Source organism: Streptomyces sp. Da 82-17 (assembly GCF_046098215.1).
Classification (GTDB): domain Bacteria; phylum Actinomycetota; class Actinomycetes; order Streptomycetales; family Streptomycetaceae; genus Streptomyces.
This window is the reverse complement of the sequence record NZ_JBJURH010000017.1, coordinates 147,337-161,056: the sequence shown is the minus strand read 5'-3', so window position 1 is coordinate 161,056 and position 13,720 is coordinate 147,337. Positions and strand designations below refer to the sequence as shown.

Annotated in this window: 10 protein-coding genes; 9 read left to right on the top strand and 1 reads right to left on the bottom strand. The window is 73.1% G+C overall.

The features are described 5' to 3' along the window. Positions 1-107: 107 nt before the first annotated feature. On the bottom strand, positions 108-1,853 hold the full coding sequence (locus tag ACIDOF_RS26480) for a dolichyl-phosphate-mannose--protein mannosyltransferase (protein WP_409008602.1): 1,746 nt from the start codon (positions 1,851-1,853) through the stop codon (positions 108-110). A 496-nt stretch (positions 1,854-2,349) separates the two neighbouring features. Between ACIDOF_RS26480 and rsmI the strand changes: the two genes are divergently transcribed. The 9 genes from rsmI (at position 2,350) to ACIDOF_RS26435 (ending at position 13,704) form a co-directional block, all read left to right on the top strand. Next, positions 2,350-3,228 carry a 16S rRNA (cytidine(1402)-2'-O)-methyltransferase gene (rsmI, locus tag ACIDOF_RS26475; protein WP_409008601.1) on the top strand — a complete coding sequence of 293 codons (879 nt, stop codon included), beginning with the start codon at positions 2,350-2,352 and terminating at the stop codon, positions 3,226-3,228. A 166-nt stretch (positions 3,229-3,394) separates the two neighbouring features. After that, positions 3,395-3,853 carry a hypothetical protein gene (locus ACIDOF_RS26470; RefSeq protein WP_409008600.1) on the top strand — a complete coding sequence of 153 codons (459 nt, stop codon included), beginning with the start codon at positions 3,395-3,397 and terminating at the stop codon, positions 3,851-3,853. Positions 3,854-3,882: 29 nt separating this feature from the next. After that, positions 3,883-4,800, top strand: coding sequence for a TatD family hydrolase (locus ACIDOF_RS26465; RefSeq protein WP_409008599.1), 918 nt, complete (start codon positions 3,883-3,885; stop codon positions 4,798-4,800). Between the two features lie 149 nt (positions 4,801-4,949). Continuing rightward, positions 4,950-6,197, top strand: a complete 1,248-nt coding sequence (locus tag ACIDOF_RS26460) for a ubiquitin-like domain-containing protein (RefSeq protein WP_409008598.1) — start codon at positions 4,950-4,952, stop codon at positions 6,195-6,197. Between the two features lie 52 nt (positions 6,198-6,249). After that, on the top strand, positions 6,250-7,116 hold the full coding sequence (gene rsmA, locus ACIDOF_RS26455) for a 16S rRNA (adenine(1518)-N(6)/adenine(1519)-N(6))-dimethyltransferase RsmA (protein WP_409008597.1): 867 nt from the start codon (positions 6,250-6,252) through the stop codon (positions 7,114-7,116). 8 nt (positions 7,117-7,124) lie between these two features. Further along, the gene (locus ACIDOF_RS26450) at positions 7,125-8,027 is read left to right on the top strand and encodes a 4-(cytidine 5'-diphospho)-2-C-methyl-D-erythritol kinase (protein WP_409008634.1); all 903 of its coding nucleotides are present in this window, start codon (positions 7,125-7,127) and stop codon (positions 8,025-8,027) included. An 89-nt stretch (positions 8,028-8,116) separates the two neighbouring features. Beyond that, positions 8,117-9,466 (top strand): acyltransferase family protein, encoded by a 1,350-nt coding sequence (locus tag ACIDOF_RS26445; RefSeq protein WP_409008596.1) that lies wholly within the window; start codon positions 8,117-8,119, stop codon positions 9,464-9,466. A 314-nt stretch (positions 9,467-9,780) separates the two neighbouring features. Continuing rightward, positions 9,781-11,601, top strand: a complete 1,821-nt coding sequence (locus ACIDOF_RS26440) for an ABC-F family ATP-binding cassette domain-containing protein (protein ID WP_409008595.1) — start codon at positions 9,781-9,783, stop codon at positions 11,599-11,601. Positions 11,602-11,928: 327 nt separating this feature from the next. Continuing rightward, entirely contained in the window at positions 11,929-13,704 is a 1,776-nt protein-coding gene (locus tag ACIDOF_RS26435) for a PQQ-binding-like beta-propeller repeat protein (RefSeq protein ID WP_409008594.1), read from the top strand. The last annotated feature ends 16 nt before the right edge of the window (positions 13,705-13,720 follow it).

Genomic DNA, 13,720 nt, shown 5'->3' with positions numbered 1-13,720 from the left:
CCGGGTGACAAGCCTCACCGGCCGGGCGGCCGCGCACAGGACGGACGGCGCACCGTTATACGAACGGGATCAACACCCCCGTACGAGAAGGGGATCGACGCCGTCTGTCACACCCACGTGTCGAACCACATCCGCGCCCGCCACGAGTCGACCGGGATCGGGGTGCCCGTGTAGATCGGCCAGAAGTAGACGAAGTTCCAGATGATCAGCAGGACCAGGACGCCCGCGCCGACCGCGCCCACCGTGCGGCGGCGTTCCGTCGAGCCGGGGCGGCCGAGGATCGCGCCGATCATCATCGCGACGGCCAGGCACAGGAACGGCACGAAGACCACGGCGTAGAAGTAGAAGATCGTCCGCTCCTGGTACGCGAACCAGGGCAGGTACCCGGCCGCGATGCCGCACAGGATCGCGCCCGCGCGCCAGTCGCGGCGGAAGAGCCAGCGCCACAGGGCGTACGCCACCGCGAAGCAGGCCGCCCACCACAGCAGCGGGGTGCCGAGCGCGAGGACCTCCGCCGCACACTTGCCGGACGCGGTCGCCGGGCAGCCGTCGATGCCGGGCGCCGGGGACTCGTAGTAGTACGAGACGGGCCGGCCGAGGACGAGCCAGCTCCACGGGTTGGAGTCGTAGGTGTGGCCGGAGGTCAGGCCGATGTGGAACTGGTAGACCTCGTACTCGTAGTGCCACAGGGAGCGCAGCCAGTCCGGCAGGAACGTCCAGCTGCCGCCCTTGCCGTCGGTCGCCGCCCAGTTCCGGAAGTAGCCGTTGTCGGTGACGATCCAGCCCGTCCAGGAGACGACGTACGTGCCGAGCGCGACCGGCACCGTCGACACGAACGCCGGGAGCACGTCCCGCTTCAGGACCGTCAGGTACGGGCGGCCGGCGCCGGCGACGCGGCGGGCGCCCACGTCCCACAGGACCGACATCAGGCAGAACGCCGCCATGATGTAGAGGCCGTTCCACTTCGTCGCGAAGGCCAGGCCCAGGCAGAGCCCGGCTGTGATCCGCCAGGGCCGCAGGCCGAGCCGGGCGGTCTCCGCGATGTCCGCGTCCGGGCGCACCAACCCGTCGTCGTCGACCGGGAGTTGGGCGAGGAGCCGGGCGCGCGAGCGGTCCCGGTCCACGACCAGGCAGCCGAACGCCGCGACGACGAAGAACATCAGGACCAGGTCGAGCAGCGCGGTCCGGCTCATCACGAAGTGCAGCCCGTCCACCGCGAGCAGCGCGCCCGCCAGGCAGCCGAGGAACGTGGAGCGGAACAGGCGGCGCCCGATCCGGCAGATCAGCAGCACCGACAGCGTGCCGAGCACGGCCGTCATGAACCGCCAGCCGAACGGTGTGAAGCCGTGCATCCACTCGCCGAGCGCGATGACCCACTTGCCGACCGGCGGATGCACCACGTACGCCGCGTCATGGCCGAGCGGCACCTCGGAGCCGAGCCGGATGACCTCGTCGTTGTAGTCCTTCGGCCAGTTCACCTCGTAGCCGCGGTGCAGCAGCGCCCAGGCGTCCTTGGCGTAGTACGTCTCGTCGAATATCACCTTGTCCGGCCGACCCAGGTGCCAGAACCGCAGCGCGCCCGCGACGAGGGCGACGAACAGCGGCCCCGCCCAGGCCAGCAGCCGGTTCAGGGGCGCGGCCCGGTCGGCGTCCACACCGAAGGCGGCCCACAGACGGGGCCCGGGTTCGGTGAAGGCGGGGACCAGGCGGGCGCGGACGTCGGCTCTGGGCCGCGCCGTGTACCCGAATCGGCGCAGCCGCAGCTGCCAGGCCCGCTCCGCGGGCTCCTCCGTCTCGGTGGCCGGGCCCGCTTGCGCGTCGGTGGAGTCCGTCGTGGACGCTGCACTGGTCACCGCGCCATCGTAGGGAACGACACTGTGGGCAGGCCGGGGTACTCGCCTCCCGGGCGGGGCAGGCCGGGGGCGCGCGGGTGGCCGGGGCGGGGCCGGGACGCCTGGCGGGGCGGGACTCGGACGCCGGGTCGGGGCGGGGCGGCGCGGGGCGCGGGCAGCTGGTCGGGGTCGAAGCCGCCCCCTGGTCGGAGTTGGCGTCCGACCCCAGGTCGGGCCACGACGCGCCCCGGACCCCTGGTTGGAGTCGGACTCGGATGCCCGGCCGCCGGGGCGGGGCGGGACTCGGACGCCGGGTCGGGGCGGGGCGAGGCCCGGGCCCCTGGTCGGGGCGGGGCGGGGCCCGGATGGCTGGTCGGGGGTGGACCCGCACCCCTGGTCGGAGTCGGACGCGAGGTCGTAGCCGGGGGACGGCTCGGGCCCAGGGGCGGGCCGGGGCGGCGGGGGAGGGGCCGGAGGCTCGGTCGGGGTGCGTTCCGTTCCCTGGGAGGATGGGCCCGTGACAGCAGGAACGCTCGTACTCGCAGGGACCCCCATCGGCGACACCTCCGACGCCCCGCCCCGGCTCGCCGCCGAGCTGGAGTCGGCCGATGTCGTGGCCGCCGAGGACACTCGTCGGCTGCGCCGGCTCACGCAGGCGCTCGGGGTGCAGCCGGGTGGTCGGATCGTGTCGTACTTCGAGGGCAACGAGGCCGCCCGTACGCCGGAGCTGGTCGAGGCGCTCGTGGGCGGGGCGCGGGTGCTGCTCGTCACCGACGCGGGGATGCCGTCCGTCTCCGACCCCGGGTACCGGCTGGTCGCGGCTGCCGTGGAGCGGGACATCCGGGTGACCGCCGTGCCCGGCCCGTCCGCCGTGCTCACCGCGCTCGCCCTGTCCGGGCTTCCGGTCGACCGGTTCTGCTTCGAGGGCTTCCTGCCGCGCAAGGCGGGCGAGCGCCGCAGCCGCCTCGCCGAGGTCGCGGGCGAGCGCCGCACCCTCGTCTACTTCGAGGCCCCGCACCGCCTCGACGACACCCTCGCCGCGATGGCCGAGGCCTTCGGCGCCGACCGCCGCGCCGCCGTCTGCCGCGAGCTGACCAAGACGTACGAGGAAGTGAAGCGCGGGCCGCTCGGCGAGCTCGCCGCGTGGGCCGCCGAGGGGGTGCGCGGCGAGATCACCGTCGTCGTCGAGGGCGCGACGGAGACCGCCGTGGAGCTGGACGCGGACGAGCTGGTCCGGCGCGTGCAGGTGCGCGAGGAGGCCGGGGAGCGGCGCAAGGAGGCGATCGCGGCGGTCGCGGCGGAGGCGGGCCTGCCCAAGCGGGAGGTGTTCGACGCCGTGGTCGCGGCGAAGAATGCGGCTCGCAGCGCGCCACGGGACGGCAAAGGACTATCGTGAAAGGCAAAGCGTAGGCCGCGCACCAGGCCTTTTTCCTCTGGAGAAGGCCAAGAGAGCTCCAATTCTCGACAGGCCTGATGCGCTCCCCCCGGGCGCGGGCGTCCACTGGTGTCAGGGACGCCGACCGTCCCGGTACGTGCTTGTCCGGCGGACAAGAGGAGCTGGCATGAGTGAGACCACCGGCCGCACCACCACGAGTATGCCGAGCGAGGCCGTCGCCACCGTTCACGAGTCGTACTCCTTCGCCTGCATGCGCTGCGGGCACGGCTGGGAGCAGTCGTACGAGATCGAGCACTTCGTCGACGGCGCGGGCAACGAATTCGTGATGTACGTGGTCGACGGCCAGCGGGTGCCATCCCCGCTGACCAGGCCCACGTGCATGAACTGCGGCGGCCACGTCGTACGGATCATGCGGGCGGGGCAGGTGTCCTCGGTCCATCAGATCCCCTACGGGCAGCCGTTCGAGTACGCCGGTCAGCCCGCGGCGGAGAAGCCCGAGGCGGCCCGGGCGCCGGAGTCCGGTGCGGACGCGGCCCGGAAGTCCGAGCACCACTGGCACCTCTCCGACCTGCTGCATCCGTTCCGGCACCACCACGAGAACGACCGGTCGGAGCCGCCTTCGTAGCGCGGAGCGGCCTTCGTAGGATCGGAGGCATGAGCCCGAAGGACGTCAAGGACGCCAAAGACGCACCGCCGCCGCTGCCGGAACCCCTGCGGGTTCCGGTCGCGGACTCGCACACGCACCTCGACATGCAGTCCGCCACGGTCGAGGAGAGCCTCGCGGACGCGGCGGCCGTCGGCGTGACCACGGTCGTCCAGGTGGGCTGCGACCTGAAGGGCTCCGCCTGGGCCGCCGAGACCGCCGCCGCCCACGAGGCCGTGCACGCGACGGTCGCCCTGCACCCCAACGAGGCCCCGCGGATCGTCCTCGGCGACCCTGGGGGTACCTCCCAGCCCCCTAGGGCTGGGGGAGGCTGGTCGCGGCAGGGCGCGCGCCAGCCGGGCGGGGACGCCGCGCTGGACGAGGCGCTCGCCGAGATCGACCGGCTGGCCGCCCTGCCGCAGGTCAAGGGCGTCGGCGAGACCGGGCTCGACTACTTCCGCACCGGGCCCGAGGGCAAGGAGGCGCAGGAGCGGTCGTTCCGGGCGCACATCGAGATCGCCAAGCGGCACGGCAAGGCCCTCGTCATCCACGACCGCGAGGCGCACGCCGACGTCCTGCGGATCCTGAAGGAGGAGGGCGCCCCCGAGCGCACCGTCTTCCACTGCTACTCCGGCGACGCGGCGATGGCCCGGATCTGCGCGGAGCAGGGCTACTTCATGTCGTTCGCCGGCAACGTCACCTTCAAGAACGCCCAGCCGCTGCGCGACGCCCTGGAGGTCGCGCCGCTCGAACTCGTCCTGGTCGAGACCGACGCCCCGTTCCTGACACCCGCGCCGTACCGCGGTCGGCCCAACGCGCCCTATCTCATTCCGGTCACGCTCCGGGCGATGGCCGCGGTGAAGGGCGTCGACGAGGACGTGCTGGCGGAGGCGGTGCGGGCCAACACGGCGCGCGCATTTGATTACTGACCGATAACGCGCCGGGCACCCGATCCCGGGCCAGAGCCGCCACCCACGGTCACTTCGTGACGCCACGTGTTCGTGCGGCTTTGGAGAGTGACGGACGCTCCGCTAGGTTCTGCTCGCCCGAGTTCAGGACCCGTACTGGAGCGCTCGTCGTGAACGTTGATGAATGGCGCGGCTCGACCGACGAACGGCGCGGCTCGACCGTCGCGCCGCCGCGGACCCCCGCCCCGGACGCCCCGCCGCAGGCCCCCGCGGCGACCGGCGGAAGGGCCGAGGCGCGGCGGGCGGCCCGGCGGCGGCAGAGCGCCGAGCGGCCCGAGGCGCTGCGCCGGCTGCTCCCGCAGGCCCTGGTCGTCGCCTTCCTCGCCGGCGGCACCACGGCGTTCATCGCCAAGGACAAGGCCGTCCAGCTCTCCGTCGACGGCAAGCCCCGCACCCTGCACACCTTCGCGGACGACGTCGGCGAGCTGATCGCCGACGAGGGCCTGGCGGTGGGCGCCCACGACATCGTGGCCCCCGCCCCCGGCACCGCCCTGACCAGCGGCGACGAGGTCGTCGTCCGCTACGGCCGGCTGGTCCGCCTCACCCTCGACGGGGAGCGCCGCCAGTTCTGGACGACCGCCCGCACCGTCGAGGGCGCCCTGCGCCAGCTCGGCGTCCGCGCGGAGGGCGCCTACCTCTCCGCCGACCGCTCGAAGCGCATCGCCCGCGACGGCCTCGAACTCGACGTCCGCACCGAACGCACCGTCACGGTCATGGCCGACGGGCGGGAGCGGACCGTCCGCACCAACGCCGCGACCGTCCGCGAGGCCGTCGCCGAGGCCGGGATCTCGCTGCGCGGCCAGGACACCACCTCCGTGCCGCCCGACTCGTTCCCGCGCGACGGCCAGACCCTCACCGTCCTGCGGATCACCGGCAGCCGCGAGGTGCGCGAGGAGCCCATCGCCTTCGACGTGCGGCGCACCGAGGACGCGACGCTCTACCGCGGCACCGAGGTCGTCGAACGCGCCGGCCGGCAGGGCGCGCGCCGCGTCACGTACGAGCTGCGCACCGTCAACGGGGTGCGGCAGCGGCCCCGGCGGATCGAGTCGCAGCTGGTGCGCGCCCCGCAGACCCAGCACGTCAAGGTCGGCACCCGGCCGCTGCCGACCAGCGTGCAGGGCGCCGACGGCCTCGACTGGAACGCGCTCGCCCAGTGCGAGTCCGGGGGCCGCCCCGACGCGGTCGACCCGTCGGGCACCTACGGCGGGCTGTACCAGTTCGACCAGGGCACCTGGCAGAGCCTCGGCGGCACCGGCCGCCCGCAGGACGCCCCGGCGGCGGAGCAGACGTACCGCGCGAAGAAGCTGTACATGCAGCGCGGGGCGAGCCCGTGGCCGCACTGCGGGTCGCGGCTGTGAGCGGCTGCAAGGCGAGGGCGGGGGTCCCCGGGCGTCCCTTTACCCTTGTGCGGTGAGCAACAGCCCCGATTCCCTCCTCGGTCCGGCCGACATCCGTGAGCTGGCCGCCGCCCTGGGCGTACGCCCCACCAAGCAGCGCGGCCAGAACTTCGTCATCGACGCCAACACGGTCCGCCGTATCGTCCGCACCGCCGAGGTGCGGCCCGACGACGTGGTCGTGGAGGTCGGCCCGGGGCTCGGTTCCCTGACGCTCGCGCTCCTGGAGACCGCGGACCGGGTCACGGCCGTCGAGATCGACGACGTGCTCGCCGCCGCACTGCCCGCGACCGTCGAGGCCCGCATGCCGGAGCGCGCCGACCGGTTCGCGCTCGTGCACTCCGACGCGATGCTCGTCGACGAGCTGCCGGGCCCGCAGCCCACCGCCCTGGTCGCGAACCTGCCGTACAACGTCGCGGTGCCCGTCCTGCTGCACATGCTCGCCACGTTCCCGAGCATCGACCGCACGCTCGTCATGGTGCAGTCCGAGGTCGCCGACCGCCTCGCCGCCACCCCCGGCTCGAAGGTGTACGGCGTCCCCTCCGTGAAGGCCAACTGGTACGCGGAGGTCAAGCGCGCCGGCGCCATCGGCCGCAACGTCTTCTGGCCCGCGCCGAACGTCGACAGCGGCCTGGTCTCGCTGGTCCGCCGCACCGAGCCGGTCGCGACGACCGCGTCCCGCGCGGAGGTCTTCGCCGTCGTCGACGCCGCGTTCGCGCAGCGCCGCAAGACCCTGCGGGCCGCGCTCGCCGGCTGGGCGGGCTCCGCCGCGGCCGCCGAGCAGGCCCTGGTCGCCGCCGGGGTCTCCCCGCAGGCCCGCGGCGAGTCCCTCACCGTCGAACAGTTCGCGAAGATCGCCGAGAACCGGGGAGCGGGCCAGTGAGCGAGCCCATGAGCGTGACGGTACGGGTGCCGGCGAAGGTCAACGTCCAGCTGGCCGTGGGCGGCGCCCGCGCGGACGGCTTCCACGACCTGGCCAACGTGTTCCTGGCGGTCGGCCTGTACGACGAGGTCACGGCGACCCCCGCCGACGAGCTGCGGGTGACGTGCTCCGGCCCGGACGCGCACCAAGTGCCGTTGGACGCGAGCAATCTGGCGGCGCGCGCGGCGCTGGCCCTCGCGGAGCGGCACGGACGCAGGGCCGACGTGCACCTGCACATCGCGAAGGACATCCCCGTCGCCGGCGGCATGGCGGGCGGCAGCGCGGACGCGGCGGGCGCCCTGATGGCGTGCGACGCGCTCTGGGGCACGAACGCCTCCCGTGCCGAACTCCTCGACATCTGCGCCGAGTTGGGCAGTGACGTGCCGTTCAGCCTGGTCGGCGGCGCGGCCCTCGGCGTCGGCCGGGGCGAGCAGCTGACCCCGCTGGAGGTCGGCGGCGCGTTCCACTGGGTGTTCGCCCTTGCCGACGGCGGCCTCTCCACGCCCGCCGTGTACCGGGAGTTCGACCGCCAGTGGGAGGGGCTCGACGTCCCCGTCCCCGAGGCCTCGCCCGCGCTGATCGAGGCGCTGCGGGCGGGCGACGCGGAGGCGCTGTCGGGGGTACTCGCCAACGACCTGGAGCCCGCCGCGCTCGCCCTGTTCCCCGCCCTGGAGCAGACCCTCGCCGCGGGCACCGACGGCGGCGCCCTCGCGGCCCTCGTCTCCGGCTCGGGCCCGACCACCGCGTTCCTCGCCCGGGACGCCGAGTCCGCCGAGGCCGTCGCCGAGGCGCTGCTCAAGTCGGACACGTGCCGCGCGGTCCGCGTCGCCGAGGCCCCGGCGCCGGGCGCGACGGTGGTCGAGGGTCCGTAACCCCCGTACGTCGTGAGTACCCGTACTCAGACGGGAGTTGAGTAGCCGCGCCCTGACGCGGGCGCGGCCCCGGCCGGGACCGTACCGGCATGGACTCCACCGTCACGCGGCTCGCCGCGGCCACGCCCGACACCCGGGACCGCTACATCGACCTGCTGCGCGTCGCCTCGCTCGGCACCGTCGTGCTCGGGCACTGGCTGATGGCGGCGGTGGCGACGGGCGCGGGCGGACGCGTCGAGGTCGGCAACCTGCTCGCCGTCGTGCCCGAGCTCCAACTGCTCACCTGGGCCCTGCAGATCATGCCGGTGTTCTTCTTCGTCGGCGGCTTCGCGCACGCCCAGTCCTACCGCTCGCTGTGCCGCCGCACCGGCTCCGACCGGGTCTACGCGGCGTTCCTGCGCGCCCGGCTGCAACGGCTCCTGCGCCCCACGATCGCCTTCGTCCTGGTCTGGGGCGCGCTCGCGCTCGGGCTCCAACTCCTCGGCGCGGGCGGCGGGTTGCTGGACGTCACGCTGCGGCTCGTGACCCAGCCGCTCTGGTTCATCGGCATCTACCTCGCGATGGTCGCGTTCACGCCGCCGCTCCTCAGGGCGCACGAGCGGTGGGGCTGGGCCGCGTTCGCCGCGCTCGTCGCCGCCGCGGGCACGGTCGACCTGCTGCGCTTCGCGCTCGGCGTCCCGTACGTGGAGTTCCTGAACTTCGCCTTCGTCTGGCTCGCCGTGCACCAGCTCGGGTTCCTGCGCGCCGACGGCCGGCTCCGGGTACGGGGCGTCCCGGCCGCGCTCGCCGGGTGCGGGCTCGCGGGGGCGGTCGCCCTTGTGACGTACGGGCCGTACCCGCTGTCCATGGTCGGCATGCCCGGCGAGAAGATCTCCAACATGGCCCCGCCCACGTTCGCCCTGCTCTGCCACGGGCTCTGGCTGGTCGGCGCGGTCGAGCTGGTCCGGGGACCGGTCGGGGCGTGGCTGCGGCGGCCGCGGGTGTGGCGCGGGGTGATCGCCGCGAGCGGCGTCGCCATGACGGCCTTCCTCTGGCACCTCACGGCGATGCTCGGCGTGTACGGCGCGCTCCTCGCCCTCGACGTGCCGCTGCCGCGTCCGGCGAGCGCGCAGTGGTGGGCGCAGGCGCCGCTGCGGGTGGGGGCGGCGGTGCTGGTCACGGCGCTCCTGGTCGCCGCGTTCCGCCGCTTCGAACGCCCGGTGTCCGCTTCGGTGGTCGTCGGCTCCGGCCCCTTGGCGGCCGTCGGCATCACGTTCTGCCTGTTCGGCGTGCTCGGGCTTTCGATGGTCGGCTTCGGGGGGTTGCTGGAGGGGCGTACGGCGACGCTGATCGCGGTGGAGGTGTCGGCGCCGGTGGCGGTGGGGATGGTGCTGGGCGGGTGGGCGCTGGTCGCGGGCGGGTGTTTTCTTCCCCACCCCGCCCCTTCCCGAAAGTCCTAGCGGACGGCTCCCGGGCCGTCGTTCGGCTGCGGCGCCGTCGTGGCCGTTCGCGCAGTTCCCCGCGCCCCTGAAGGCCTGCGGCTGCGCCGCTGTCTTCCCCGGTGAGATGCCGCACGAAGTGCGCATCTCAAGGGGCGCGGGGAACTGCGCGACCAGCCACGACGGTGCCGCAGATGAACGACGGCCGGCGATCAAGCCCCTCCGGCGTCTGAGGAGCCGGGGGCCGGGGGCGGAGTCCCGGTACCGAGCCCCGGTCGGCCCGCGCGCAACGACTACGCTGGGACGTCGGCACAAACCCCCGTCCCAGGAGTGAAATGGCAGTCAACCTCGTCAATGTCGAGGCAGTCAGCAAGGTGTACGGCACCCGTGCCCTGCTCGACTCGGTCTCCCTCGGCGTCTCCGAGGGCGACCGCATCGGCGTCGTCGGCCGCAACGGCGACGGCAAGACCACCCTGATCCGGATGCTCGCCAAGCTGGAGGAGGCCGACACCGGCAGGGTCACGCACAGCGGCGGCCTGCGCCTGGGCGTCCTGACGCAGCACGACTCCCTCGACCCGGCGGCCACCGTCCGGCACGAGGTCATCGGTGACATGGCCGACCACGAGTGGGCGGGCGACGCCAAGGTCAGGGATGTGCTGACGGGCCTCTTCGGCGGGCTCGACCTGCCGGGCTTCGAGAAGGGCCTCGACACCGTCATCGGCCCGCTCTCCGGTGGCGAGCGCCGCCGTATCGCCCTGGCCAAGCTGCTGATCGCCGAGCAGGACCTGATCGTCCTGGACGAGCCCACCAACCACCTCGACGTGGAGGGCATCGCCTGGCTCGCCGGGCATCTGCGGGAGCGCCGCTCGGCGCTCGTCTGCGTCACCCACGACCGCTGGTTCCTCGACCAGGTCTGCACCCGCATGTGGGACGTGCAGCGCGGCGACGTCTACGAGTACGAGGGCGGCTACAGCGACTACGTCTTCGCGCGGGCCGAACGCGAGCGGATCGCGGCCACCGAGGAGGCCAAGCGGCAGAACCTGATGCGCAAGGAGCTGGCCTGGCTGCGGCGCGGCGCCCCGGCCCGTACGTCCAAGCCGCGCTACCGCATCGAGGCCGCCAACGAGCTGATCGCCGACGTGCCGCCGCCGCGCGACACCTCCGAGCTGATGAAGTTCGCCAGCGCCCGGCTCGGCAAGACGGTCTTCGACCTGGAGGACGTGACCGTACAGGCCGGCCCGAAGGTGCTGCTCAAGCACCTGACCTGGCAGCTCGGCCCCGGCGACCGGATCGGTCTGGTCGGCGTGAACGGCGCGGGCAAGACCTCGCTGCTCCGTACGCTCGCGGCCGCCGCCCGCAGCCAGGGCGAGGAGCAGCCGGCGGCCGGCAAGGTCGTCGTCGGCAAGACGGTGAAGCTGGCGTACCTCTCGCAGGAGGTCGCCGAGCTGAACCCGAACTGGCGGGTCCTGGAGGCCGTGCAGCAGGTCAAGGACCGGGTCGACCTCGGCAAGGGCCGGGAGCTGACCGCCGGCCAGCTGTGCGAGCAGTTCGGCTTCGGCAAGGAGAAGCAGTGGACGCCGGTCGGGGACCTGTCCGGCGGTGAGCGGCGGCGGCTGCAGCTGCTGCGGCTCCTGATGGACGAGCCGAACGTCCTGTTCCTCGACGAGCCCACCAACGACCTCGACATCGAGACGCTGACGCAGCTGGAGGACGTCCTCGACGGCTGGCCCGGCTCGATGGTGGTCATCTCCCACGACCGGTTCTTCATCGAGCGCACCACGGACCGGGTGTTCGCCCTGCTCGGCGACGGCGCGCTGCGGATGCTGCCGCGCGGCATCGACGAGTACCTGGAGCGCAGGCACCGCATGGAGGAGGCGGCCGCCGCCGCTGCCGCCCCGGCCGCGCCCGCGCCGCAGAGCGGTACGGCGCCCGTGAAGTCCTCGGCGGACGCCCGGGCGGCGAAGAAGGAACTGCAGAAGATCGAGCGGCAGTTGGACAAGATCTCCGCAAAGGAGACAAAGCTGCACGCGGAGATCGCCGAGAACGCCACCGACTTCGCCCGCGTCGCCCAGCTCGACGCCGAGCTCCGCGAACTCGCCGGGGAGCGCGACGAGTTGGAGATGCGCTGGCTGGAACTCGCCGAGGACGCCTCCTGAGCCCCTCCCGCAACCGCCCGCTCACGGCCCGCGAGGGGCGGTAACAGCGGCATCACAGGCCGGTCCTCCCTTGGGAACAAGGGGGCGACCGGCGCGGCTTGATGTCGGTGGTCAGTGGTAGAAAGAACTCCCGCTCGACTGACATACAGGTACGGGGACAATGCCCGATTCGCTCCTTTCCGGGGGAAATTGACCAACGGAATTGCGGGGGAGGTCGGTCGGGCTGCGGGACCCGTGTGAAGAGGTACGCCGCTGATGAGTCAGCCGCCCAGCCAACCGCCGCAGCCGCCGGGTGGTGCCGGGGCACCGCAGGACCCTCAGCAGGGGATGTCCGAGGCGCCCGGCCAGCCGCCGCAGACGCCTCCGGTGCCGCCGGCCCCGCCGTCCGCCCCGCCCGCCGCGCCTGTGCCCGCGGCCCCGCCGAGCGCACCTCCCGGCACCCCACCGCCCCCACAGCCCGGGTACGGCTACCCGCAGCAGGGCCAGCCCGGCGTGCCCGCGCCGGACAACCCGTACGCCCAGGCCCAGCCGGGCCCGTACGGACAGCCGGGGCAGCCCGGGCAGCCGGGGGTTCCCGGTCCGGCGTACGGATACCCGCAGCAGCCGCAGTACCCGGGCGCGCCCGTGCCCGGCATGCCCGGCGGCCCTGCCGGGTCCGGCGGCTCGGGCAGCCCGTTCAAGGGCAAGCCCGCCGCGATCATCGGCGCGGCCCTCGCCGCGGTCCTCGTGATCGGCGGCGGCGTCTGGTTCGCCACCAGCGGGGACGACGAGCCGGCGAAGAAGCAGCCCGTCGCCAAGGGCGGCGGCGGTGACGGCAAGCCCACCGGCGGCGGCGAGGAGACCGCGGGCAGCCGCGACGGCGGCGAGGACGACCTCAACTCCGGCCGCAAGCCCGGTGAGGCCAAGGTCTGGGCGGCCAAGAACGAGATCGACGTCCCGCGCAACGGCGCCGAGCTCATGAACATCTGGACCGTGGGCGACAACGTCATCCAGGCCGGGTACAACGAGGTCACCGCGTTCAAGTCGAGCGACGGCAGCAAGGCCTGGAGCGTCAAGCTGCCGCACGCCGTGTGCGACACCCCGCCCCGCCCCTCCGAGGAGGGCATGGTCGTCGTGGCCTACAAGGACACGGACAACCAGGAGAAGAGCAAGTGCAACCAGCTCCAGATGATCGACCTGAACACGGGTGAGAAGGGCTGGCAGAAGAAGACCGAGACGGGCGGCCTCTTCGACTCGACCGTCACGCTCGACCTGGAGATCGCCGGGGAGAACGTGATGGTGGCCCGCTCCCAGTCCGGCAGCGCGTACAGTCTGAAGGACGGCGAGGAGCAGTACACGCTGAAGAAGGACCGGGGCTGCTTCCCCAACTCCTTCGCCGCCGACGGCGATGCGGTGCTCGCCGTCGACTCCTGCCTGGCCCAGCCGGACAAGAACGAGCAGCTCAAGTCGATCGACCCGAAGACCGGCAAGGTCAAGTGGCGCTTCAAGACGCCCAAGGGCTTCGAGGTGCAGAAGGTCTACTCGGTCAAGCCGCTCGTCGTCTCCCTGGTGAACCGGGACGACAAGTCCTGGAACATCGTCGCGTTCAAGGAGAACGGCAAGGTCCGCTCGCAACTCGACGGCGGCAAGGACACGTTCACGCAGCGCTGCGGCATGTCCATCCTGGAGAAGGAGCTGCAGAGCTGCCAGGGCATGGTCGCCACGGACGACCTGTTCTTCATGGCCACCGAGGAGAAGAAGTCCGGCGACTTCGACCGCAGCAACGAGATCATCGCGTTCGACCTCGACACCGGCAAGCCCAAGTGGCGCGGCAAGACCGAGGAGCCCCGCTCGCTGCTCCCGCTCGCCGCGGACTCCTCCGGCAACCTCGTCGCGTACGTCGAGCCGACCTTCGAGAAGGGCGGCCAGACCGTGCAGTTCGGCCCGGACGGAGGCAAGCCGAAGCTGCTGCTCCAGCACCCGGAGAGCACCACCAGCCTGGAGAACTCGATGGTCGGCATGGGCCAGTTGGCCTTCGCCGACGGCCGCCTCTACGCCACGTCCTCGCGGCTCATGGGCCGCGACGGCGAGGAGGAGACCCGCATGCTGTCCTTCGGCAAGTAGCACCCCCGGGGCGTTC